At 40.8% G+C, this 25,205-nt stretch carries 23 protein-coding genes and 2 riboswitches; of the genes, 10 read left to right on the top strand and 13 right to left on the bottom strand.

What is annotated here, in order from left to right:
* Positions 1-179: 179 nt before the first annotated feature.
* Positions 180-1,094, top strand: a complete 915-nt coding sequence (gene rarD / locus CZ382_RS15290; protein WP_088052055.1) for an EamA family transporter RarD — start codon at positions 180-182, stop codon at positions 1,092-1,094.
* A gap of 108 nt (positions 1,095-1,202) precedes the next feature.
* Here rarD and CZ382_RS15285 read toward each other — a convergent pair whose 3' ends face one another.
* Entirely contained in the window at positions 1,203-1,466 is a 264-nt protein-coding gene (locus CZ382_RS15285) for a hypothetical protein (RefSeq protein WP_140392740.1), read from the bottom strand.
* A gap of 112 nt (positions 1,467-1,578) precedes the next feature.
* A riboswitch (SAM riboswitch) is annotated at positions 1,579-1,695 on the top strand.
* Positions 1,696-1,859: 164 nt separating this feature from the next.
* Here CZ382_RS15285 and CZ382_RS15280 point away from each other — a divergent pair.
* From CZ382_RS15280 to CZ382_RS15265, 4 genes are all read left to right on the top strand, one after another.
* The gene (locus tag CZ382_RS15280; protein WP_088052053.1) at positions 1,860-3,581 is read left to right on the top strand and encodes a PLP-dependent aspartate aminotransferase family protein; all 1,722 of its coding nucleotides are present in this window, start codon (positions 1,860-1,862) and stop codon (positions 3,579-3,581) included.
* A 32-nt stretch (positions 3,582-3,613) separates the two neighbouring features.
* Positions 3,614-4,615: a homoserine dehydrogenase gene (locus tag CZ382_RS15275; RefSeq protein WP_088052052.1), complete on the top strand. Its 1,002-nt coding sequence runs from the start codon at positions 3,614-3,616 to the stop codon at positions 4,613-4,615.
* A 385-nt stretch (positions 4,616-5,000) separates the two neighbouring features.
* On the top strand, positions 5,001-5,897 hold the full coding sequence (locus CZ382_RS15270) for an SGNH/GDSL hydrolase family protein (protein ID WP_088052050.1): 897 nt from the start codon (positions 5,001-5,003) through the stop codon (positions 5,895-5,897).
* A 54-nt stretch (positions 5,898-5,951) separates the two neighbouring features.
* Positions 5,952-6,590, top strand: coding sequence for a YpmS family protein (locus CZ382_RS15265; RefSeq protein ID WP_088052049.1), 639 nt, complete (start codon positions 5,952-5,954; stop codon positions 6,588-6,590).
* Between the two features lie 54 nt (positions 6,591-6,644).
* Here CZ382_RS15265 and CZ382_RS15260 read toward each other — a convergent pair whose 3' ends face one another.
* Positions 6,645-7,628, bottom strand: coding sequence for a helix-turn-helix transcriptional regulator (locus CZ382_RS15260; protein WP_088052047.1), 984 nt, complete (start codon positions 7,626-7,628; stop codon positions 6,645-6,647).
* A 237-nt stretch (positions 7,629-7,865) separates the two neighbouring features.
* Positions 7,866-8,495, bottom strand: a complete 630-nt coding sequence (locus tag CZ382_RS15255) for a hypothetical protein (protein ID WP_088052045.1) — start codon at positions 8,493-8,495, stop codon at positions 7,866-7,868.
* A gap of 472 nt (positions 8,496-8,967) precedes the next feature.
* On the opposite strand from CZ382_RS15255, the gene CZ382_RS15250 reads away from it, so the two are divergent.
* The 3 genes from CZ382_RS15250 (at position 8,968) to CZ382_RS15240 (ending at position 12,103) form a co-directional block, all read left to right on the top strand.
* The gene (locus CZ382_RS15250; RefSeq protein WP_088052044.1) at positions 8,968-10,584 is read left to right on the top strand and encodes an ABC-F family ATP-binding cassette domain-containing protein; all 1,617 of its coding nucleotides are present in this window, start codon (positions 8,968-8,970) and stop codon (positions 10,582-10,584) included.
* A gap of 68 nt (positions 10,585-10,652) precedes the next feature.
* Positions 10,653-10,925, top strand: a complete 273-nt coding sequence (locus tag CZ382_RS15245; RefSeq protein WP_159457810.1) for a hypothetical protein — start codon at positions 10,653-10,655, stop codon at positions 10,923-10,925.
* Between the two features lie 104 nt (positions 10,926-11,029).
* A complete protein-coding gene (locus tag CZ382_RS15240; protein ID WP_088052042.1) occupies positions 11,030-12,103 on the top strand; it encodes a nuclease-related domain-containing protein in 1,074 nt (357 codons plus the stop codon).
* A 408-nt stretch (positions 12,104-12,511) separates the two neighbouring features.
* Here the strand turns inward: CZ382_RS15240 and CZ382_RS15235 are convergent, their stop codons facing one another.
* Both CZ382_RS15235 and CZ382_RS15230 read right to left on the bottom strand, forming a co-directional pair.
* On the bottom strand, positions 12,512-13,444 hold the full coding sequence (locus tag CZ382_RS15235; protein ID WP_088052040.1) for an L-threonine 3-dehydrogenase: 933 nt from the start codon (positions 13,442-13,444) through the stop codon (positions 12,512-12,514).
* Between the two features lie 238 nt (positions 13,445-13,682).
* On the bottom strand, positions 13,683-14,873 hold the full coding sequence (locus CZ382_RS15230; protein WP_088052038.1) for a glycine C-acetyltransferase: 1,191 nt from the start codon (positions 14,871-14,873) through the stop codon (positions 13,683-13,685).
* A 329-nt stretch (positions 14,874-15,202) separates the two neighbouring features.
* On the opposite strand from CZ382_RS15230, the gene CZ382_RS15225 reads away from it, so the two are divergent.
* Positions 15,203-15,382, top strand: coding sequence for a hypothetical protein (locus CZ382_RS15225; protein WP_088052036.1), 180 nt, complete (start codon positions 15,203-15,205; stop codon positions 15,380-15,382).
* Between the two features lie 94 nt (positions 15,383-15,476).
* On the opposite strand, the gene CZ382_RS15220 is transcribed toward CZ382_RS15225, so the two are convergent.
* The 6 genes from CZ382_RS15220 to sigW form a co-directional block, all read right to left on the bottom strand.
* Entirely contained in the window at positions 15,477-16,277 is an 801-nt protein-coding gene (locus CZ382_RS15220; RefSeq protein ID WP_088052034.1) for a 3D domain-containing protein, read from the bottom strand.
* 578 nt (positions 16,278-16,855) lie between these two features.
* Positions 16,856-18,199 (bottom strand): phosphoglucosamine mutase, encoded by a 1,344-nt coding sequence (gene glmM, locus CZ382_RS15215; RefSeq protein ID WP_088052032.1) that lies wholly within the window; start codon positions 18,197-18,199, stop codon positions 16,856-16,858.
* A 162-nt stretch (positions 18,200-18,361) separates the two neighbouring features.
* A complete protein-coding gene (locus tag CZ382_RS15210) occupies positions 18,362-19,618 on the bottom strand; it encodes a CdaR family protein (RefSeq protein ID WP_088052031.1) in 1,257 nt (418 codons plus the stop codon).
* A complete protein-coding gene (cdaA, locus tag CZ382_RS15205) occupies positions 19,611-20,432 on the bottom strand; it encodes a diadenylate cyclase CdaA (protein ID WP_088052029.1) in 822 nt (273 codons plus the stop codon). Before cdaA ends, CZ382_RS15210 begins: the two co-directional genes overlap by 8 nt.
* A gap of 421 nt (positions 20,433-20,853) precedes the next feature.
* Positions 20,854-21,495, bottom strand: coding sequence for an anti-sigma-W factor RsiW (gene rsiW / locus CZ382_RS15200; RefSeq protein WP_088052027.1), 642 nt, complete (start codon positions 21,493-21,495; stop codon positions 20,854-20,856).
* A gap of 15 nt (positions 21,496-21,510) precedes the next feature.
* Positions 21,511-22,074 (bottom strand): RNA polymerase sigma factor SigW, encoded by a 564-nt coding sequence (gene sigW, locus CZ382_RS15195; RefSeq protein ID WP_088052026.1) that lies wholly within the window; start codon positions 22,072-22,074, stop codon positions 21,511-21,513.
* A 148-nt stretch (positions 22,075-22,222) separates the two neighbouring features.
* Between sigW and CZ382_RS15190 the strand changes: the two genes are divergently transcribed.
* On the top strand, positions 22,223-22,378 hold the full coding sequence (locus CZ382_RS15190) for an aspartyl-phosphate phosphatase Spo0E family protein (RefSeq protein WP_230856196.1): 156 nt from the start codon (positions 22,223-22,225) through the stop codon (positions 22,376-22,378).
* A 119-nt stretch (positions 22,379-22,497) separates the two neighbouring features.
* Here the strand turns inward: CZ382_RS15190 and CZ382_RS15185 are convergent, their stop codons facing one another.
* Together CZ382_RS15185 and rocF are read right to left on the bottom strand one after the other, a co-directional pair.
* Complete coding sequence (locus CZ382_RS15185; RefSeq protein ID WP_088052024.1) at positions 22,498-23,823, bottom strand: TrkH family potassium uptake protein; 1,326 nt, start codon at positions 23,821-23,823, stop codon at positions 22,498-22,500.
* A 114-nt stretch (positions 23,824-23,937) separates the two neighbouring features.
* Positions 23,938-24,084: riboswitch (cyclic di-AMP (ydaO/yuaA leader) on the bottom strand.
* Positions 24,085-24,142: 58 nt separating this feature from the next.
* Complete coding sequence (rocF, locus tag CZ382_RS15180) at positions 24,143-25,045, bottom strand: arginase (protein ID WP_088052023.1); 903 nt, start codon at positions 25,043-25,045, stop codon at positions 24,143-24,145.
* Between the last annotated feature and the right edge of the window lie 160 nt (positions 25,046-25,205).

Below are 25,205 nucleotides of genomic sequence, written 5' to 3'. Positions count from 1 at the left end.
AACCGCCAACAAGAGAGGTTGGCAAGCCCTGTAAAGCCCCGTTCCTCAAAAGCGTCATCGTCTCGTCATTCTTGCAACGCATGGACGTGTTAATATCGATGCTGGCTATTAACGTGGTACTATTGTTCTCATTTGGTGATCTTTGACTACGTACTTTAACAGATTGAGAGGGAAACAATATGAACCAAACGGATAAGAAACTTGGAATTATCTATACTGCTTTTGCCTATTTGCTCTGGGGATTCCTGCCAATTTACTGGAAGCTGGTCGACAATGTTCCTGCTGGCGTCATTCTTGCCCATCGAATTGTTTGGTCATTTGTTTTTATGATTGCGGTCATTCTCTCTGTTCGCAAATGGCCCGGATTTATTCAGGAATGTAAAGCAATTTTTAAGAATAAAAAGAAATTGTTCGGTATCACGACTGCATCGATCGTGATTAGTATCAATTGGCTTACCTATATTTGGGCTGTCAACAATGGCCATGTAATTCAGGCAAGTCTGGGGTATTATATTAATCCGCTAATCAGTATTTTGCTGGGAATTATTATCTTAAAAGAACGATTAACACGAAGACAGCTATTGTCATTTCTCGTTGCAGCCATCGGGGTCATTAATCTTGCTGTCAGCTATGGAGTATTCCCATGGATCTCCTTATTGCTGGCGATTAGCTTCGGACTGTATGGGTTATTGAAAAAAACTGTTGATATCGGTGCAATGTTCGGTTTGGCAATTGAAACGATGATCGTAACCCCGATTGCCCTTATTTATTTGATCGCGATACCGAATCATGTGTTAACGATGGATAGTCTTTTCACCAGTACTTCGCTCCTGTTGATTGGTGCCGGAGTTGCAACAGCTGTTCCGCTATTGTTATTTGCAAGCGGCGCAAAACAAATTCCGTTATCAATGGTTGGCTTTCTGCAATACATTGCCCCAACCATTATGCTGCTATTGGGTGTGTTTCTTTATCATGAAACATTTTCACGTGCCCATCTCGTATCGTTTTCGCTAATTTGGATTGCACTAATTATTTATATGAGCTCTGCACAGCGGCGCCCGTTAAAACGCGTGGAGAAACGAATGTCTAGTTGAGGAAGGTCAGCGGATCGTTCTTGGCAGTGGATGGACGGAGCATCGCGCACCGGCTGATGTTTCTGCTCTCCGGTTGATGTTCCGGCCCTCCCGCTGATGTTTCCGCTCTCAGGCCGATGTTTCTGCCCTCCCGCTGATGTTTCCCGCCCTCCCGCTGATATTTCTGCTCTCCGGTTGATGTTTCTGCTCTCCCGCTGATGTTCCTGCCCTCCGGTTGATGCTTCCGCCCTCCCGCTGATATTTCCACGCTTCCGCTGATATTTCCGCTCTCCGGTTGATGTTCCTATCCTCCCGCTGATATTTCCGCTCTCCCGCTGATATTTTCGCTCTCCCGCTGATATTTCTGCTTTCCGGTTGATGTTTCTCCCCCAAGCCCTGCATTCTTGCAATCCGGTACCCTAAAAAAATAATTTTAAAAAACAGTTGACTTATAGCCAAAGTCAGGTATATAATTCTTGTTAAATTAAATTTTCCAAACTTTAATCTCTTATCAAGAGTGGTGGAGGGAATAGGCCCTGTGAAGCCCGGCAACCATCAGACTGGACATCAGATCTGAAAGGTGCTACATCCTACAGGTCAATTACGATCTGGAAGATAAGAGGAGGAACGTTGATGATACGCCCTCTTCTTAGGAAGGGGGCTTTTTATTTTCCCCTCTCTCTATCCTTATTTGACCGAAGCTTTCGACTATTAAAAGAGACGTTCAAAAAGTCACCAGTTGAAGCGGCGACTTTTTGAACACAAATTAAAAAGGAGGAGTTTTTCATGACAAATTTTCATTTTCACGATCAGGAAACCCTATTACTTCACGGAGGACAGGAACCAGACCCAACAACCGGGTCTCGGGCAGTACCAATTTACCAAACTACTTCCTATGTGTTCCGCGACACGGAGCATGCGCAAAACTTATTCGCCCTGCAAGAGCCAGGCAACATTTATACACGAATCGGCAATCCTACAGTCGCTGTTCTTGAGGAGCGTTTAGCACAGCTGGAGGACGGGGTTGCTGCTGTTGCCACATCATCCGGTATGTCGGCTATCACACTAGCCATACTTAACCTGGCAGGTGCAGGGGATGAGATTATTGCCGACAGCAACCTGTACGGCGGAACATACAACCTGTTTGCCATTACACTGCCACGGTATGGGATAAATGTCAAATTCGTTGACGGAACAAACCTCGAGGCGATTCGAGCTGCCATCACTCCGAAAACGAAAGCAATATATGGTGAAATTATTACAAACCCAAGTCTTAATGTTCTCGATGTCGAAGGGATTGCAGCAATCGCCCACGGCAACAACATTCCATTAATTGTCGATAATACATTTGCAACACCATACAGTGCCAAACCATTAACGTGGGGAGCAGACATTGTCATCCATTCTGCCACGAAATGGATTGGTGGGCATGGCAACTCAATTGGTGGAATTGTGGTTGATGGCGGACGGTTTAACTGGGATAATGAAAAATTCCCTGGCTTTGCCGAACCAGATGAAAGCTATCATGGGATACGCTATGCCGATATTGGCTCAGCCGCTTTTGCCACAAAGTTACGCGTACAGCTTTTGCGCGATATCGGAGCATGCCTGAGCCCGCAAAATGCCTTTCTGCTTCTGCAAGGACTGGAAACGTTGCATTTGCGGGTGGAACGTCACAATCAAAATGCAGAAGAGGTTGCCGCATATTTAAAAAATCACCCAGCTGTAGAATGGATTAATTATCCGGGATTAACGAATCATCCAGCACACGTTTTAGCAACCAAGTATTTACAAAACGGTTTTGGCTCCATTATTACATTTGGTATAAAGGGCGGCCGTGAAGCGGGAAGAAAATTAATCGACAATATTTCGATATGGTCACATGTTGCCAATGTTGGTGATGCAAAATCGCTGATTATCCATCCGGCATCCACCACACACCAGCAATTAAGCCCGGAAGATTTACAAAAAAGTGGTGTATCAGAAGAACTGGTTCGCCTGTCAATTGGAATTGAGCGTGTTCATGATATTTTAGTTGACCTGGACCAAGCTATTGCCAAGTCAACCAATTCTAAAGCCTCATTCCAAACAACAAACGAGGACGCTGTCAAATGGCTGCTTTCTTCGCCATTTGACCGGACAGGTGGGAATGTAAGACAAAAGGCAATCGCTGTCATCAGCAAGGAAAATGACTCAGGGCTGCAAACGGATAAATTAAAACGACTCGGATATCAAATTGTAACGGTAAATGACGAGGAGCAGCTGAATGATCTGCCATTTACGATTGATGCCGTTTGGCTGGAAGAAGGATCTGTACCTGCAAGCTTCATCGAGCAGTTTATCAATAAGCAAGGCAAAATTTTATGGATTGAAAAGCCTAATGTTACGGATCAAACATTGGAACATGCCGAGGCAGCAGGTATTAAGGTTATTACAGGAGTAAAACCTTATGACGAATTTGCCCGCCTCCGCAGTAAAAAACCGGAACAAACGACTGTTCAAGTTTAAGGGTGATAAAGCACAAGGGAGGTATTCCGATTATGAAGACACTGTCCGTAGCAATACTTGGTTTTGGAACGGTTGGAAGCGGGGTTTATGAAACGATCCAGAGACATCAAAACCGCTTGCAAAAAATAACCGGTTTTCCGATTTCTGTATCAGCTATTTTGGTAGAACACCCGGAAAAGCATCAAAATAAAGCCGGTGATGCGATAATTACGGCGGATATCGATAAGATTGCATCAAATCCGGCCATTGATGTTGTTTTTGAAGCAATTGTCGGGCGGGAACCAGCTTTTACCTACCTGAAACACTGCATAGAAAAAGGAAAACATATCATTACGGCGAATAAAGAAATGTTCGCTTTTCATGGAAAAGAATTAACAGAACTTGCCGCCCGAAATCAGGTAACGATTGGATTTGAAGCAACAACAGCCGGAGGAATTCCGATTATTCAAACCGTCAAAAGGCTGTTAAATGTGAATCAAATTGACAAGTTGCAAGCAATCCTTAATGGTACTTCAAATTATATATTGACGAAAATGAGGGAAGAGAAGGCAACTTTTTCCCACGCATTAAAAGAAGCACAACAACTGGGCTATGCAGAGGCTGATCCAACGAATGATATTGAGGGCTACGATGCTTTTTATAAACTGATGATTTTAAGTGAGCTTATTTTTGCCAAACAGCCGGTATGGAAGAAGGTTAGACGAACTGGCATTACAGGAATCACACCAGAAATGCACATAGAAGAGGCGCATGCTAATAGACGAATTAAACATATTGCAGAAATTACCTTTACGAATGATACTATTTCGGCAAGCATAGAGCCTGTAGCCATCCCGGAAACCCATCCATTATATGCAATCGACGGTGTCAGCAATGCCATTCATCTGCAAGCGGATATTCTCGGCCCATTAACACTGGTTGGCCCTGGCGCGGGTTCTCTCCCGACAGCCAGTGCCATGATCGAGGATTTTTGCCACATATGGGGACATCCGGAAGTGCCAACATCGCCGGTGGCTGCATTAGCTTTTCCGTAGAATTTAATCACGCATTAACGTGCTTTAATACCTCCGTCCTTAGCGTGAGTAAACTAAAAACGAAGAAGGTGGGGAGGAAAACCGTCACGTCCGAATGCCTTCGCCTGCACTAGCACGTCCTGTGCGTCGAAATCCCCCCACTGAATGAAGTTTCACTTTACCATGGGCTGTCCCCATTCATCAATGGACAGCCTCCTTCTCTTTCCACGACAATTTCTCAATTTCATTACAAATTTATAACAGAAAAAATGAACGAATAAAACATGATATACTTGCCAATGAAAACGGGTATACATATACTATTGGAACAACAGTTATATTTTTATAGATAGATAAATTCCCTGCACAGGACAACAAGAATTTTTTCCATATAGGTGTGATGGACATGAAGCGAAAAATGGCATTTATTTTGATTATAATACTAGTTTTTACTGGCGTTGGAGTTTTTTTCATTTTTACCAGTTCGGATACAGAAGTACAGCAGACCTTTAAAAGCGTGCCATCTGAGCAAGAAGCAACCGATGATAACAACAAGACGGGCGAGCCAAAACAGGAACAGGAGAAAAGGAAAGAATCTGAAAATGATGATGCTAAAACACATGTTAAAACGTTCGTGGAGGATGCGGTACAAAGCACAATTGATTACTTTACAAACAAGGAAGCACACATTGTCGCAATTGGGGATTCTTTAACACAAGGAGTCGGTGATTCGTCTGGAGAAGGCGGTTATGTCGGAATCCTGGACAATACGATAAATAAAAGAACGCATCTGGCAGAGTTTGAGAATTACGGTAAGCGCGGGAATCGATCCGACCAGTTGCTTAAGCGTCTTGACAATCCGCAAATTGTCCAATCCATTAAAGAATCCGATATTGTCATCATCACAATTGGGGCAAATGACATCATGAAAGTACTCAAGGAAAATTTCACTAGTTTATCTTACAATGACTTTGCCAAGGAACGCGATGATTATAAAAACCGCTTAACCAAAATTTTTGATAAAATAAACGAATTAAACCCAAAAACCAAAATTTACCTGATCGGTTTTTATAACCCGTTTGAAAAGTATTTCCCGGAGATAAAAGAACTCGGTATTATTGTTAAGGACTGGAATACGATCGGAAAAAATGTCACAAGTGGGTATGAAAATGCTGCATTTATACCGACAATAGATTTATTAGCAGATACTAATGTTGATTTATATGCCGAGGATAATTTCCATCCAAACACCCTTGGCTATCAGCGCATCGCCAAGCGGGTATTGGAATATTTGACAGAGTAAAGGAATGGTAACCAATACTTCTTGATTATTATCTAGATAAAGGGGGGAGCTAGTATGTCAGAACCAAGGAAAAACAGGCAATCACGATATAAGTGGAAGCGATTATTTTATGGCTTGCTTTCCCTTAATGTGCTCATTGTTATCATGCTGATTCTATTTATTTTTTGGCCTGTTTCCGATACAGCCGTTCCAGAACCGGACAGCAAAAATGCACAAGAAGGCTCTGAATTTATCGTACGTACAACGAAACAGAACCTAAACGATTTAGTCAATGCTTATATTGATAAACTATTAAACGATTCCAAGCATCATTACCGGGTTTCACTTGAAGATGATGTCCATTTAATTGGTGAGCTGCCGGTATTTTCGACAACTGTGCCATTATCCGTTCATCTCGAACCAATTGTCCAGGATGATGGGAATGTCGTTCTCAAGCAGAAATCGATTTCTGTCGGATTGCTGGAACTGCCAAATCGGAAAATAATGGAATACATGAAAAAGTATTTGCCAATGCCTGACTGGGTAATCATTGACCCAAAGAATGAGGAAATTTATGTAGCTGTAAAGGACATGGAAATCAAAAGTAATTTCCAGGTAAGTATTGATCGGTTTGATTTGGAAGCAAATGACATAGCGTTTAAGATTGAAATCCCTTATGAGACATTAGGGATTGAGTTAGCAAAACTTTACTAGCACTTGTTAAAAGACGGGACTTTTCAAAAATCCCCGTCTTTCCTTTTGTTCTCCTTAATCTTCGTATACATCCTGCATCTGCCTGATTTTATCCTTCACCCTTTCCACAAGATAATCCGGTGATAACACTTTTGCTTGATGCCCCCATGTAAGTATCCAGTTAAGCAACCCATCCGATAATTTTGCTTTCGTTGTCAGGACAAAATAGTCTTCATCAATCTGCTTAATATCTGCCTCATGCCCGAAGCGATCCAATACGACATTTACCAGATTCATATGAAAACGAACCTTGATCCATATTTCATCACCGGCAAACATATGAAAGCTTTGATTCACATAATCATTCAGCTGAAAATCCTTTTTCGTAAAGGTTTGTTCGGTTATGGAGATGTTGCGGATACGGTCAAGTCGGTAATGGCGGATTTCATCTGTTTCCTGAAACAAACCAATTAAGTAGTAATAATCGTTTTGCCAGATTAAGGCATATGGTGCAACATGGTAAATGGCACCGTCACGATGATAAACAAACTCCTTGTTGACATTGAACTTGCCATATTGATATGTAAGTACTTTTCTCTCAGCAATTGCCCGATGAACACAATCGATATTAAGCTTGACTAACTCATAATTCGTATTGGCTGATTGACTGAATAAAATCGGCTCAGGCAATGTTTTGGCAGTATGCTTGCTTGTCAGTTGTTTCACTTTGTTAATTAATTGTTTTTTTTCATTCGTTGTGATAAATCGGGCAGATAGCACTGCATCAATGATTAACCGCAATTGATAGGTTTCGAACAGTCGCGCCTGATGACTGAAAAATGTTTTGCCAAACTTGCCGGTATTACGGACAATTTCAAAGTCCATATCATCAAGCGTTTGCAAATCACGTTTAATCGTACGGCTATCATAGGTAGCATCATTCATGATCTCCTTTAACCGCTCCTGTAGTTCATCGATTCCAAGCTCATGAAAATCATCGGTCTCATTAAATAAAACTTCCTTGATTTTAAGTAAGCGATAATTGCTTGTCCGCTCCATTTTGTTTACCTCCTTTTAATTGTTGAAAAGGCTGCCAGATTAATCCTGAAGGTTAAGTCGGCCGATATCGGTCAGTGGACACAAGTAAGGCGTCTGAGGTTGACCGCTAATCATTTGGCTATATTTTAAAGATAAGAAAGGATATAAATTCAAGTTCTATTCTGCTCGCAGTAGGATCTCTAAACAGCTCCCACATCCTCTATAAAAAAGGAACCATCGACAAATGTGAATGGCTCCCTACCTGATGACAAACTGTTTAACTTTCTCTGATAATGTATAAATAAATGATTGCTTTGATAATGTTTGTTCGCCTTTTACCAATTTGTGCTCGGCTTGCTTCATACACTGCTGATAATCTCCAAGCCGCCCCCGGTAAATCAGGTTTAGCCCTATATGATTACGGATGTCTGCCGGTGTGACGAAACAAAGCGGTTTTTTAACATCAAATGATTCTGTTTCCCGTAAAACCGTCGCAACAAATTGGGAGCAAAACAAGGCGTGTTCCCGTTCAATCTCAATTCGGAGTAAAACCCCGATCAGACCAAGAAAATTATACTTATAGTCATGCTTTCGTGCTTCAATTTCTTTGATTTTTCGAAGCACTTTTTCACAATCCGCCTCGGATAAACGATACGAATAGATGGCACAGGCTGACTCTTTCAGAAAGTCACTGCGTATATCTTCTCTGACAAATCCGCCGATAAATGGATTTCTGGGCCTTTTTCTTCCAAAGCTGTAAACCTCCTTTAGCTCATGGTCAAAAGCTATGGAAACATGGTTCAAGGATTGCTTTGTACAATAATTAATTGCCTTGGCTAAGTATGTGCCCGTGTCAGTAAAGAGGAAATAGATCGTTTTCTCCCCCATAATGTCCCCTCCATTAAGCTTCCTAGGGTATAATGACTTTAAATGCTAATCACAAAACAAAAATCACGTTGCTTCATTGTTACATATTTTCCTGTAAAAATATAGTCCTTTCATAAAAAAATTAATGAAAATAAACACTACCTAAAACTTTACCGAAAAAGCCGAAAATATACAAGCTGATTTTTGCTATTTTGTGAATGTTTTCCTGATTAGGTTTACAATTTACATTGCTTTTTCTATTATATGCACATTTAAGATTGACGAAACCCTGTAAATCCCTTAAGCTAGCCATGATTACTTTTTTTCACTTTAAGTGCGTGCTCAAAAAGTCGCCGCTTATCATTTGGTGACTTTTTGAACATCCTCTTTAAGAAAGTTAAATTTTTATAAGATTAAAGTATAAGAAAAACTACGGCACCCGCGATTAAGGACGAGGCGGATGCCGAGTTTTTCTAAGGAGGATATGAAACAAATGGTAACTGTTACAAATATCAGTTTGCGATATGGTGATAAAAAATTATTTGAAGATGTAAATTTAAAATTTACCCATGGCAACTGTTATGGAGTGATCGGTGCGAATGGTGCCGGCAAGTCCACCTTCCTGAAAGTATTATCCGGTGAAGTGGAAGCCCAATCCGGCAATGTTTCGCTGTCTCCGGGTGAGCGGATGGCTGTATTAAAACAGGATCATTTCGCCTATGAGGACTATCAAGTTATCGATACTGTTCTAATGGGGCACGAGCGTTTATACAAGGTAAAACAGGAAAAAGACGCTATTTACATGAAAACAGATTTTTCCGAGGAAGATGGAATGCGTGCAGCAGAGCTTGAGGGTGAATTTGCCGAAATGAATGGCTGGGAGGCTGAATCAGACGCTGCGATCCTGCTTAAGGGATTAGGTATTGATGAATCACTTCACACAACAAAAATGGCTGATTTAGCTGGTGATCAGAAGGTTAAGGTATTGCTCGCCCAAGCATTATTCGGAAATCCGGACATTTTATTGCTTGATGAGCCGACAAACGGTTTGGATATCCAAGCCATTCAATGGTTGGAGGAATTCCTGATTAACTTTGAAAATACCGTTATCGTTGTTTCTCACGACCGGCATTTTTTAAACAAAGTGTGTACCCATATTGCCGATGTCGACTACGGCAAAATTCAGATCTATATTGGCAACTACGACTTCTGGTACGAATCAAGCCAGCTTGCATTAAAGATGGCACAGGAGGCGAACAAGAAAAAAGAGGAGAAGATCAAGGAATTACAATCATTCATTGCCCGATTTAGCGCGAATGCTTCCAAATCCAAACAAGCGACATCACGGAAAAAGCTGCTGGAAACTATTACATTGGATGACATTAAACCATCATCCCGCAAATATCCATATATTGCTTTTACACCGGGTCGTGAAATCGGCAATGATTTACTCCGTGTAGAAGATTTGACCAAAACGGTTGGCGGTAAAAAAGTATTGGATAACGTTAGTTTTACGATCAACAAAGATGACAAAGTCGCTTTTGTCGGGAAAAATGATATCGCCAAGACAACCTTATTTAAAATTCTTATGGGAGAAATGGAGCCTGACACTGGTACGTATAAATGGGGTGTCACCACTTCCCAATCCTATTTTCCAAAGGACAACTCGGAGTACTTCGAAAACAATGATCTGCCACTAGTGGACTGGTTACGGCAATATTCACCGGAGGACGAAACTGAAACATTTTTACGCGGCTTTCTTGGACGAATGCTATTCTCGGGAGAAGAAGCATTAAAGAAAGCAAGTGTATTATCCGGTGGCGAAAAGGTCCGTTGCATGCTGTCAAAAATGATGCTCAGCCATGCCAATGTTTTACTGCTTGATGAACCGACGAACCACTTGGATTTGGAGTCGATTACCGCTTTAAATAATGGATTAATCAAGTTTAAAGGATCCATTCTCTTTACATCGCATGATCATCAGTTCATCCAAAGTATTGCCAATCGCTTGATTGAGCTTACACCAAATGGAATCATCGATAAAGAGATGAGCTATGATGAGTATGTACAGGATCAGAGGCTGCAGAAGGAAATTGCGGCAATGTATTAATGGAAATGCCTCCTTGATTGAGAGGCATTTTTTATTTATTGCATATTCCGGGCTAGACTATATGAAAGATGTTGAGGGACGTATTTGGTGTTTCGGGTTTTACTGCCGACGTTGCTGAGCGTTTTACTGTTGATGTTCTGCTTTTTACTCTCGATGTTGCACGCTCTACTGTTGATGTTCTGCTTTTTGCTATCGATGTTGCGCGTTCTACTGTTGATGTTCTGCTTTTTGCTATCGATGTTGCGCGTTCTACTGTTGATGTTCTGCTTTTTGCTATCGATGTTGCGCGTTCTACTGTTGATGCTTCGTACTCTCCCCCTGATATTCCATGGGCATTTTGATATTATCGGCAAATAGATCATGAAAAGTTCCTATATTAATAAAGGAATTTCATCTTTTTTGTCGAATATCTTACAATATCAACCACTAGGAGGAGGATTTTTATTTGTTTACGGTAAAGTATAGAACAAAACCATACGTTATTTTATGCTATGAGGCATTGTTTCGGAATTTGAAAGAAGGTTACCGGACACACCGAAAGCTCACAGAAGACTTTAATCGATTTAATGCCGGGTATCGCGGTGAAAAAGATGTAGATTATAACTTATCGCTTTTTCCCCATAAAAACTTCTACATTTTCCACAACATTCGCCTGAAAATCCACAATAAAAATTTTCAAATTGATACACTGATCGTTTCCAAAACATTCTTATGCATTGTAGAAATTAAAAATCTCGCTGGTACAATTGAATACGATCCGGAGTTGCATCAGTTAGTTCAGATTAATGGTGGAAAAATCACCGCATTTCAGGATCCTGTTTTACAGGCAGAGACACAAAAAATGCATTTAAAAGCATGGCTGCAGCAATTTAACATGTCTATCCCAATCGAAACATTAGTCGTAAGCAGTAACCCATCAACGATAATTAAAATCCAACAGGACGATCCCGTTATTTATCGAAAATTGATACGGAAGGAAGGTTTACATTTACATTTAAAAGCATTAACAGACAATTACACTGAAACTGTGCTAAGCAATATTCAAATAAAAAATTTAAATAATGCCATATTAAGTGGGGATATACCACATCACCCCAACTTAATAAAACAATATAATATTCAAAAGAAGCACCTTATTGATGGAATTGTTTGTCCCTCATGCTGGCAGACAGCAGTCGAACGCATAAACAAGAAGTGGACTTGCCGAAGCTGTACTGCAGAGATTAAATTGTTGCATGAGCGTATTATTTTGGATTATTTCCTACTTTTTAATAATACAATCACCAACCGGCAATGCCGTGAACTACTAAAAATTGATTCACCAAGTGTAATGTATTATCTACTGAAGTCAATGAAACTCCACTATGTTGGGAAAAATAGTGCAAGAAAATATCTCGCCCAAGTATTGAAAATTATCCACAAAACTCCGATTACCCGGGTAAGCATAAGTCTGTGTTTCAACTATTTGATTAATATTACATTAGCTGCTGGACTGTTGAGTGACACAAGCAGAAAATGATCTAACTTTTTTGAAATTTGATAGATGAGAATCCATTTTGATCAATCTTTATTCAAAATGGATTCTTTATATTAATCTTAATCAAAGCTTCCATTCTGATTGTTTTCCGTATTAATCTGCGAAAGCCCCGACTGACTTTGCATTCTTCTCTATCGATGCTCACCTTTCCACTGTTGATGTTGCTCTCTTCTCTGTCGATGCTCACCTTTCAACTGTTGATGTTGCTCTCTTCTCTGTCGATGTTCACCATTCCACTGTTGATGTTGCTCTCTTCCCTGTCGATGCTCACCATTTCAACTGTTGATGCTCCGGTCAAAACCTCCGCATTCTTAGCTCAATCCTCCACACCCCCAACAATCTCCCTCCTATAAAAAGGCCCTCTCTCAAAAGAAAAGGCCTCTCCATCATTCATTTCCCAGCAATTTTCTCCAACATATCCTCAGTCATCCTGCCAATATCATATTCCGCTTTAAACCCCCACTCATCTGTTGCCGCTGAAGAGTCAAGTGAATTTGGCCAGCTTTCCGCAATATTTTGCCGTACTGGATCAACATCATACGAAAGCGTAAATTCGGGTATATGCTTTCTGATTTCTTTTGCAAAATCCCCTGGTGCTGCGGAGATCGCTGAAATATTAAATGCATTGCGATGCTTCAGGTTGTCCGGATTTGCTTCCATCAGCTGCATAATGGCGTTTAACGCATCGGGCATGTACATCATATCCATATATGTATGTTCAGCAATGTAAGAGGTATATGCTTTGTTGTTAATTGCCTCATAATAAATTTCCACGGCATAATCAGTTGTGCCGCCGCCTGGCAATGTCACATGCGAAATTAATCCAGGATACCTCACCCCACGCGTATCAACACCGAATCGATGATAATAATAATCACAAAGTAGTTCGCCAGCCACCTTATTAACGCCATACATCGTTGTTGGGCGCTGGATTGTATCTTGTGGTGTATGATCTTTTGGTGTTGACGGCCCAAACGCTCCAATTGAACTAGGGGTGAAAAATTGCAAATTAAGCTCGCGCGCCACCTCTAATGCGTTGATTAGCCCACCCATATTTAAGTCCCAGGCCATTTTCGGGATTATTTCCGCCTTGGCCGATAATAATGCTGCTAAATGCATAATGGTATCTACCTGATGTTCTTTGGCAACCGAAAACAATCGGTCGCCGTCCGTTACATCAACAATTTCAAATGGACCATCATTTTTTTCCTGTTTCTTTATATCTGTTCCAATTACATTTTCCGTACCATATGTTTTACGAAGTTTTGTAACAAGCTCTGAACCGATCTGTCCAAGAGCACCAGTGACTAGAATCTTTTTCATTCCATTTTACTCCTTGTTATAAAGTGAAACTTTATTCAGTTGGGGTGGGGTGTTCCCTTCCTCCCCTTGAACGTGTCAGGACTGTTTAGCTCCAATCTTCCCCTTTTTGGCTGACTCACCAATCCGACATCAAACCTCTGACTTTTGTTTTACCATTTTCCTCGTTCATTATCATTATGCTTCCAAAAATGGAGAATCGTATCGGGAAAATCGGCATCATTTCCTTCATCACCGCAGCCTAAATCAATCCCATTTCTTTCCCTGTTTTTTCATAAATAGCCAATGCATCATCAAGCATCGCTTTCGTGTGTGCAGCTGTTGGCATATTACGAACACGCCCTGTTCCTCTTGGCACGGTCGGGAAAACGATTGATTTTGCATAAACACCCGCTTCAATTAGTTTCTTGCTGAATTCCTGTGCAGCTTTTTCCTCACCAATGATGCATGGTGTGATCGGCGTTTCACTGTCGCCGATATCAAAGCCCAATTTTTTCAGTCCCGCTTTCAGGTAATCGCCATTTTCCCAAAGCTTTTCATTTAGTGCCGTACTTTCCATTAACAATTCAATTGCTTTGGTTGCAGCTGCTGCGTCGGCAGGTGTTACTGCTGTCGAGAACAAAAATGGGCGTGAGCGAACTTTTAGCCAATCAATTAAATTTTCCTTGCCCGCTACATAGCCACCGATCACACCAATTGCCTTGGAAAGTGTCCCCATTTGGAAATCAATTTTGTCCTGTAAGCCGAAATGTTTGACGGTTCCTGCGCCTTTTCCTAAAACACCGGATCCATGGGCATCATCAACATATGTAATCAGGTCAAATTCCTCGGCCACCTTAACAATTCCCGGCAGATCCGCGACATCTCCGTCCATCGAAAATACGCCATCGGTAATCACCATTATTTTATTGTAGTTCCCGGATTCGACTGCTTCCTTCGCCTTTTGCCGGAGGTCATCCATGTCCGAATGGTTGAACCGGATAATTCTAGCCTTTGATAAGCGGCAGCCGTCAATAATGGAAGCGTGGTTTAATTCATCAGAGAGAATAGCATCGTGTTTATCCATAACGGCCGAAATAGCGGCCATGTTACAGTTAAATCCAGATTGGTAGGAAATAACTGCTTCTGTCCCTTTAAATTCCGCCAATTTCTTTTCCAATTCAAGATGCAGATCGAGTGTACCGTTAATGGTTCGAACAGCCCCCGCACCAACACCATGAGTATCGACTACTTCTTTTGCAACCTTTTTCAGGCGATCATCAGTTGCCAGCCCCAAATAGTTATTCGAGGACAGGTTGATCAGTTTTTTCCCGTTGATCGTGATAACCGGCCCATTTGCACCTTCAACCGGATCAATTTCGTTATATAAACCACGTTCCTTTAAGTCAGCAATATTTTCATCTAAAAAAGATTGCAGTGCCTTGCTTGTCATTTTAATTTCCTCCTTCATATGTAAACGTATTAACGGAGCATAACCTTATTCCATAAATAAGTTTACCATAGTTATTCCTTTTTGTTTATTAATGGCTGTGTGTACGATATTATGTTGCTGATCATAACGTATAATTATGCGGAAATAAGGCCTTCTGCAAGTAGATGCAAAGGTGCCTGGTGTTTATCCAGCACGAGCGAGCGTTACCTGTCTAAACGGTAATGCTCCTAAGTTATCCCCTCCTTCCATCTATATCTAATCAGTTTCTTTCATTTTTGTAAGAATTACCGCCAAAATGTAACGAAAATCAATGGTTTGGAGGGCAAATTTTGATTATACTAATCCTAGACAGCAAAAGTGAAGGCGGGGGAGATAACATGAAAAAAGTTTTAATCGCGTTATTTTTGGTGTTAATCCTTGGATTTGGTATTATTGGCTATACACAAACTATTTCCAAGCCAGCTGATACAAATGACCAAAATCGTGCTTCTTTAACCATACAATCGTAATTCCATGTTTTTTTTATCATAAAAAAAGGAAAACACCAAATATAAAGGTGTTTTCCTGATACTTTGCTAACATTCAACTATTCAAATGTTTATTTTATTTTAGGATCGTTACGTCCACTGTACGTACACCCCATTGGGTTGCATCGTCTTTGTTTGGAACGTGGACATCAATTTTATTGCCTTTGATAGCACTGCCAACGTCTGCTGCAGTTGCATGCCCATAGCCTTCTACATAAACTTCTGAACCTAACGGGATTAGATCTGGATCAACTGCGATTACTTTTGCATCTGGATTTGCATTCAAGTCAATCCCTGTTGATGTCACCCCTGAGCATCCGTCACAATCGGATGTATAAGCTGTTGCTTTAACCGTAACTGTTTTACCTTGTGGTGTGTCATCTTTTTTTACCGTTTTGGCAGGTTCCGTTTTAGAAGCCTTCTGTGTATTTTCATTCGTGCTTTCATTATCGTTTGATGATGATTCAACAGCGTCATCGTTTGATACGTTAGTAGCATCGTTGGTTGATTGCTCTTTCTGGACAATGTTTACACCTTTAATTTCTAATTTCTGGCCGGCTACTATCAAGTCAGATGTTAAATCGTTCCATTCCTTAATATCATCTACCGCTACATCAAACTTTTTACTGATACCGCTTAATGTATCACCTTTTTCCACCTTATATGTCTCATTGATAAATAGTTTTTGATTCGGGTGAATAGTGGTAGATTTCAATTCGTTTATTTCAACTAAGTCATCAACGGTAGTGTTGTATTCATTTGCAATGTCCCAGAGGCTATCTCCTTCTTGGACTTTGTATTCTTCTGCTGAAACATTCGTTACAGCCGCGCCAGCAATCATGACACCTGTAGCAAGTGCTGCTACCATTTTCTTCATAGGGTAGTCCCTCCTTCAAATTCTGACATTGCCTATACTATCACAGGAAATGAGGCAATGCAGTTACAGAATCGTTAAGACTCTATTACAAGCATTACCAAATCTACTAGAATGTATTACAAATATAATAGATTTGTGACAAAAGGCTGTGTTTCTTACATTATGTAGGACTAAGGAACTATATTGATGCAAGTTTTCATTACGACTTTCGTTTTTTGTAACTCCGTATTTCATCCTTGCAATTATTCCTTTATGAGGCAGTTTTGGGCTGATAGAATATATTCTTCATTTCCGCGGTTTAAACAGGCTATGTTCTAAAATTCTTTTATGATAAAGTGAAACTTCATTTAGTGGGGATATTACAGTCCGTTAATGCGTAATAAATTGCACCTTAATATCTGCTCTAGTAATCTTTACCTGTTTGCTTAATGATAACCGTTTTGTTTGGCCCATTATAATTCCAATTAGTAATTTCGTTGACCAGCCAAATTTTAGAAAGCAAATGTCGTCAGGCCCTGTGAATAATTTCAAAGGCGAAAAAAACTGCTCTTATATAAGAGCAGTTTCGGCAAATTGTATTATTTTATTCCCAGTAAATCGTCAATTACTTTGACAACCCGATCCGCATACCGTTCACAGTCTTCCTTGGATGACGCTTCCACCATGACCCGGACAAGCGGCTCTGTCCCTGACGGTCGGACAAGCACGCGTCCTTCCCCGGCCATTTCCTGTTCAACTGCATCGATCGCCTCTTTTATCTGCGGATTGGTCATAGCATTTTTCTTGTCGGTTACCTTCACATTTTTAAGTACTTGCGGATATACTTCCATTTCATCAGCAAGTTCCGACAATTTCTTGCCCGTTTCCTTCATCACGTTTACTAACTGAAGCGCTGATAACATTCCATCGCCCGTTGTATTGTAATCGAGGAAGATAATATGGCCAGACTGTTCACCACCCAGATTGTAGCCGCCCTTACGCATTTCTTCCATGACATAACGGTCACCAACGGCAGTTTTATCACTGCGCATCCCATGCTTCTCTAGCGCCTTATAGAAACCCAGATTGCTCATCACCGTGGAGACAACTGTCTTATGTCGCAGGAAACCTTTTTCATTCATATATTTTCCACAAATATACATGATTTTATCGCCATCAACAATATTTCCCTTTTCGTCAACGGCAATCAGACGATCACCGTCTCCGTCAAATGCAAGGCCAATATCTGCCCCTTTCTCGGTAACAAAGGCCTGCAAGCTCTCAGGGTGTGTGGAACCAACCCCATCATTAATATTCAAGCCATCCGGTGATGAACCGATCGTGAAAATATCTGCTTCCAAATCGGCAAACAAATGTGTCGCCAGTCCCGAGGTTGCACCATGCGCACAATCCAAGGCGATTTCCAGTCCGGCAAAATCATTATCAATCGACTCTTTTAAGAAGGAAAGATATTTCTGTCCACCTTCAAAGTAATCATTCACAATTCCTAAATCAGCACCAACCGGGCGTGGAAGGGTATCCTCGCCTTCCATTAGTGCCTCAATCTCATCCTCCTGTTCATCCGACAGTTTAAAGCCATCCGGTCCAAAAAACTTGATCCCGTTATCCTCGACCGGATTATGCGAAGCAGAAATCATCACCCCTGCCTGGGCACTCGTTGCTTTTGTTAAATAAGCAACCCCCGGAGTTGAAATAACGCCTAACCGCATTACCTCAGCACCAATCGATAACAGCCCTGCAACAAGTGCCCCTTCCAGCATATGACCGGAAATACGGGTGTCACGTCCAATTAGGACTCTCGGCTTTTCTGTTTCCTTTGTTAATACATATCCGCCAAAGCGTCCTATTTTAAATGCTAATTCTGGTGTCAATTCAAGATTTGCTACTCCTCTGACACCGTCTGTTCCAAAATAATTTCCCATGCTGTACCTCTCCTTTTCTCCAATTAACCAACTCTTGCAAAGTGAGAGCAAAATTGTCTATCCTTCTTAACTGTTAAACATTCCCTTTTAGCTAATAAAACCTTACCCGTTTATCCTACAGACCATCAGTACTAATTGAACCGGTCACTTCCACTTCTGTGTCTAAGTGATTTCAATGGTTACCTCTTCAAATTCACCTGTATACTCATTGCCATCAGGTCCTTCAATCATTACAGGAACCTGATGTTCTCCCTCACCCAGTCCATCCGCATTAACGGATAGCTTAATATCTTCATTTTTGAGTTTATCTATATCTTCCTGTTTCCCATTAACTGTAACATCCATTTTGGGACTATTTGGCTCAACAAACGACACTTCTTGTTCATTCCCCAGATTTTCTACCTCAATAGGGACATCGTTAATTGTTTTCGTCGTTTTCGTTGTTTTCGTCGTTTCCGTCGTCTTCGTCTGTTCAAGTTCTATGGTTACATTTAATGAATCCTGATCACGGGCTTTCACACCATCCGGCAAGGCAAAACCAATATCAATTGTCCCTGACTCCGTAATTTTGGATAAATCAATTTCTTTTGTAGCAGCCTGTTCAAGATCCTGTAGTGAATTGCTTGTCCCAAAAACCTCTATTTCATTAACTTCAGGAGTAATGGATACAAGCGAGTAACCATCTGGCAATTTCCCGGTTGTCTTCACACTTACCGGTACTTTTTTACTTGGATTATTGATTTCTGCTGATACTTCAACATTTTCCGGGTCAATCGCAACATTTAATTCATTCCCCTGACTGTCATAAACCTTGATCGGAACCTCTCGGCTATTAATCGATTCGGTTAATTCCGCAACATCGACAAACACCTTTACGGAGGCGATCTGATCTACAACGCTTTTTGAGCTTCTAATTGTTACGGTTTGGGGATTGACCATGAAATCTCCAAGCTCATAACCACTAGGCAGCTTATCTTCATTAATAAAATCAACATCCACATTAAATTCCTTTGATGCTCGCTCTTCAATAACGACATCAATCGTCTTCGGTTCGATATAAACCTTCAAATCGTCCGAGATATTGGCATATTTTATTTCTACCTTGTGTTTTCCCTCGCCTAAACCACGCAAATCGACAAACACTTCGAAATTCCGCTGTTTTGCCGCCGGTGCCAATACACTCTGCGGTCCCTCGAGTGACATACGTACATGCTCTGGTACACCGCTTACGACAAAGTTTTTATCAATTCGAATATCCACGGGGACATTATCGATCGTCTGTGTTTCATTTGACGTACCAAAAAATCGATTTTCAGCACTTTTATCATTTATTTCCACATTGACAAATATGAACAGCAATACCGCAAACGCCAACGAAACAGCTCGGACAAACCATTTACTTTTAAACCAATTATCCATTTCGTTTCCCCCTCTTGATCCATGACTTTGATTCAGGGGATTTCAATGTTAAGGCTAAATTTTCTCGTAAAAAGTCTCGTAACCCATCCTGGTCCAAATTCCTATGTAATTCACCATTTTTTGTACAAGATATATAGCCTGTTTCCTCCGATACGACGATCGTCAACGCATCTGTTACTTCACTAATCCCCATTGCCGCCCGGTGCCTTGTTCCTAGCTCCTTTGAGATAAACGGGCTTTCCGATAATGGTAAGTAACAGGCCGCAGCTACGATTTCCTCCCCTTTTATAATGACAGCACCATCATGCAACGGTGTATTCGGGGTAAAGATATTAGTTAATAATTGGTGTGTCAGTTTTCCATTGATCTGGATACCTGTTTCTGTATAGTCACCCATCCCTGTTTCACGAGCAACCGAAACAAGTGCACCGATACGCCGTTTGGCCATATAGTTTGCCGATTGAACAATCGCTTCAATTGTCTGTTCGATCCTCTCTTCCTCCGACCTTGCTCCCCTGGAAAAAAAATTGCCACGGCCAAGCTGCTCTAATGCCCTTCTAAGTTCTGGCTGGAATAAAATCACAATTACCAAAAATCCCCAAGTTATAGCGTAATTGGTTATCCATTGAACTGTTTGCAGCTCGAATACAATACTTAAAAGCCAAACTATCAATACGACTGCAATTCCCTTCAAGAGCTGAATTGCCTTTGTACCTCTGATTAACATGATTAATTTATATAATACATACCAGACGAGACCAATATCTACGCCAATTCGAAGCAGGTCTAAAACGTCAAATCCCCCATCAAGCATGCTTACACTTCCCTCTGATCATAAAACTCCATCCATTCTATACTTAATAACAGTATATATTATATCATATTTCCCCAATGAAAAGAACAAAGGCGCAAGCACCCGGTTAGCGGCGTATATGCTGGACTGAGCCGTAGGAGATAAAGGAAACACGACGACCAGAGGGAGTCGATGTTGACTTATCGTACGGAGGCGGGTGTTGCATACTAGCCGCTGGGTGCTGGAGCCGGACGTGGCCTATCCTGACATAAGCGGAATAGAGCCCATATTCTTATACTTTTTACCTAATAAAAAACCCGGGAAATATCCCAGGTGAAATTTTAGACCATCTTCTGGTGCCAGCAAGTGGACCCAATTTATGCGCCGGATAACTGGGCGTCATAATAAACAACGTCCAGCCCAGCGCCTCCAATTTTCCGGATTATAATTCCCCGAATGAAAAAATGCTTCGAAAAATATTTTTTAAATGGTACCAAATCCATTCAAAAACCTGATCAACCTGTTTAAATTCCCCGTTAACTTCCCCCACCGAGGCCATTAGTCCTTTCCCGTCAATGGAACTGTCGATAAGTTTTCCATTAATCAAAGTAACATTGCCGTCAACAGTTCCGTCAATTTTCAGATTGCCATTTTTAACAAGAAGGTCTCCAGAAACCGTTACCCCCTCCGGAACGATAACGGTGTCTCCATCTATGACTAAATTTTCCTGTTTGGAGACAACTAGCTGGTTATCCTGATTCCAGGCAGAGAATATTCCACTAAACATTAGAATAAAAAATATCGCAGCAGCAGTAATGATTGGGTGCGCCTTAAACCAGCGCTTGTAGCTGACGCGTTTTCTTTCCTTTGGCAGCTTCGCCATAACCTTTTGTGTGAAGTCTTGCGGCGCCTCTATACGCTCGGTACTTTGAATCCAGGTAATCGTCCGTTTTAATTCATGAAAGTGCTGTTGACAGCTTTCACAGTTTTCCAAATGCAGGCGCAAGTTCGCTTCTTCCGTTTTCGTTAAATCTCCATCTAAATATTTATGCATAAGCTCAATCGCTTCATGATTGCATCCCAAACTGTCCACACTCCTTTACACGTGACGAAGCTTTTTGCGTAATGCTTCCCGTCCTCGGTGAATCCGCGTTTTTACCGTCCCTAATGGAATGTCCAAGATTTCACTAATTTCTTTCAAGGAAAATTCCTCTAAATACCTTAACATAATAATGGATCGGTATTTCGGTGGCAACTCGGAAATTTCCTGATGAATATAGCTCTGTAATTCCAAATTTTCCACTTCTTCTTCTGGCAATCGATTATCGGCCTGAAGCTGGGAATACATATCCAATCCCTTTGTACCCTTTATATCAGCATCAAGATAATAATCCGGTTTCCGTTTTCGTAAACGATCGATCGTCAAGTTTGTTGCAATTCGATAGAGCCAGGTAGAGAACTTCCGCCCTTCATCATACGAATCGATATTGATATATGCCCGAATAAAAGCCTCTTGCGCTATATCCTCCGCCTCGTGCGCATTACCAAGCATCCTGTAACAATGCTGGTAAATTTTATTCTGAAAAAAGGTAACGATATCGGCAAAAGCCGCTTGATCACCTTTTTTTACCTGTTTTATTTTCTCTTTAATCATCAAGTCCATTATCAAGTACCTCCGCTAGCCTGCGGTAAATTGTGTTACGAATCAAGTCTCAAAAGGTTTCACTTTTCTTATAAAAAAATAAAAACTTTTTTATTGCAAATATATAGGGAATTCCATATTATAGTATACTAGATAGGGGGATAGTTGTGTGGAAAATTTACTAAAAAAAATCGAACAATGTCGTAATGAAATGATCACGTTAAGTTGCTCGTATGAATTAACGTCTGATATTGTCGTAAAATCCAGTAAACAATTGGATGAATTATTGAATGAATATCATACTAAAGCAGCAGCAAGTGCATAACAGCTTACTTCTTGGATAATACATATAATTCATCATGACAATAGAAAATAATAAGGGTAAAAAAAGACATCAAAATTTCTTCACGGAATTCAATGTCTTTTTTATTTGTTTCGATTTTTTTATCCTGTTAAAACGTCCTCACTCGGATAACGGACCTTATCGAATTTGGTTTTTGCTAATGAAAACATTAACGTAAGCGGGCCCAGCTTGCCAATAAACATCATAAAGATGATAATACACTTCCCAACATCTGATAAATCGGCGGTCAGCCCCATTGACAATCCTACTGTTCCAAACGCTGAAATCACCTCAAAAACAATTGGCAGAATGGGCCTACGTTCCGTAATACTCAATGTCAAAATAGCCAGGAAAATAAAGGTTAAGCTTATGGTTAAGATGGCTAGTGATTTGACGACTAGTGTATTGTCAATTCGTCTATGTTTAATAACAATTTCTTTCTTGCCTTTTAAGAAGTTAACAACAGCAAATACAATAATTAGAAAAGTTGTTAATTTGATCCCGCCTCCGGTAGATGCACTACCTGCACCAATGAACATTAATAGCATCATCAGTAATATAGTAGGTTCTTCCAGGCCACCGATATCAACCGAATTAAACCCTGCCGTTCTTGGCGTTACCGCTTGAAAATACGAGCCATATAATTTATCCATAAATGATAAAGTCCCTAATGTTGCATCATTATTAAACTCAAAAATAAAGATAAATAACATAGCGGCAACGTTCAGCACTACTGTACCGACGATCATTAATTTGGTGTGCAGTGAAAACTTCTTATAAGATCGGTTATACCACATATCTGTTAAAACCGTAAATCCAATTCCACCAGTAATAAATAATAGGCTAATCACACTATTAACAATTGGATCGCCAACATAAGCTGATAAGCTGTCAGGCCAAACAGAAAAACCCGCATTGTTAAAAGCGGAAATGGAATGAAATATACTAACATAAATTCCTTTTTGTAAGCCAAATTCCGGCACCCAGCGAAACGTCAGAATGATAACAGCTATTGCTTCAATTGTAATGGAAAAAAAGAATAGCTGCTTTACCAGCCGAATCACTCCACCATGATTTGGCTGATTTAATGCTTGTTGAATAATCAGGCGCTGCTTCAGACCTATTTTCTTCCCAAGCATGATAAATAACAGGACAGCAAAGGTCATAATACCAAGACCACCCGTTTGAATTAACCCCAAAATAACAACTTGCCCAAATAAAGTAAATGTTGTACCTGTGTCAACGGAAGCAAGTCCCGTAACCGTCATCGCCGATGTACTCGTGAATAGTGCATCAATCCAGCTAATCGATACAGTAGTTGCAAATGGCAGCTTCAGCAGGACAGTACCAATCAGAATAAAACAACTAAAAATTAAAATAACAAATTGCGGTGGGTGAAGATTGATTCGTCTTTTACGTAAATTCATCTGCTGTTTCTCCTCTTTAGCTATATATCGAGGAAAATAAATCCACATGCACATTACAGTCACCTAAAAACCACAGAGGCAGAGCCCTGTGGTTCGATCAGTAATGAGCACTGTATCTCCTCTTACGGACGCTTACGAGGTTAGCTGTCGGATTCGGGTGTTAAGAGTCACCCTACCGTTAATATGGATTCACCCCTAGTGATGATCACATCACAAAAATGGTTCCCCCGTTTTCATTTAGAAATTAAGCGGTTATGAAAAGTAAAAATATGATGCTCATTATCTTACGCTTATTTATAAAAGTTGTAAAGTCTATTTTTCATTTTAATTTTTCACCAAATAAGGACCCCATCAATCCGACCGCAACTGTAGCCGTCTTGTTCTTGTCATCCAATATCGGGTTTACTTCGACAAATTCTGCAGATGTAAGAATGTCTGCTTCAGCAAGCATCTCCATCGCCAAATGACTTTCGCGATAGGTTAGTCCACCGAGGACTGGAGTCCCTACGCCTGGTGCTTCCGATGGATCCAGTCCATCCAGATCAAGACTAAGATGAACACCATCTGTACGCTCCTGTAAATAGTCAATTGTTTCTTGCATCACCTTCGTCATACCGATCCGATCAATTTCATGCATGGTGTACACTTTTATACCTTTTTCTCTGATTAATTCTCTTTCACCTGGGTCGAGTGAGCGCGCTCCGACAATGACGATGTTTTCCGGTTTGACCTTAGGCTGGTAATGTAACATATTTGTTAGTTTTTCATGCCCAATTCCAAGGCTGACAGCAAGCGGCATGCCATGAATATTCCCTGATGGTGACGTCTCTCCGCAATTCAAATCACCATGAGCATCATACCAAATGACGCCCAGGTTTTTATAATGCTTGGCAATTCCGGATAGACTGCCAATCGCAATACTATGATCCCCGCCAAAAATGAGCGGAAACCGATTTTTGCCGATTTCCTGATCGACCATTTCGGCTAATGCCTGATTCCCTTCAGCAACTTGTTGCAAGTTACGCAGGTTTCCATCCCGCTTGTCATCCTTTCCATCTGGCCGATTAATTGGGATATCCCCTAAATCGCTTACATTATATTGTAAACGTTGTAATCTCTCAATAGCACCTGCATAGCGCATTGCACTTGGGCCCATATCAACCCCTCTTCTATTTTGTCCTAAATCCATCGGTACCCCGATGATAGACATATCCTTTTTCATCCTATCTGCCTCCTCATGTCTTTATTTTAGCTAAAATAAGGGTAATGACTCAACTTGACATTTATATGTATATATATGCAGGAGGTAATAGTAGTTCAGATTGATGTTTGCGTTACTCCGCTGATGTTTTTTTCTTCACGGTTGATATTGGCGTTTCATT

It is taken from the genome of Virgibacillus dakarensis (assembly GCF_900155625.1).
Classification (GTDB): domain Bacteria; phylum Bacillota; class Bacilli; order Bacillales; family Amphibacillaceae; genus Lentibacillus_C; species Lentibacillus_C populi.
Note: the sequence above shows the minus strand (reverse complement) of the source record. Positions and strands in the feature narration are given on the sequence as shown.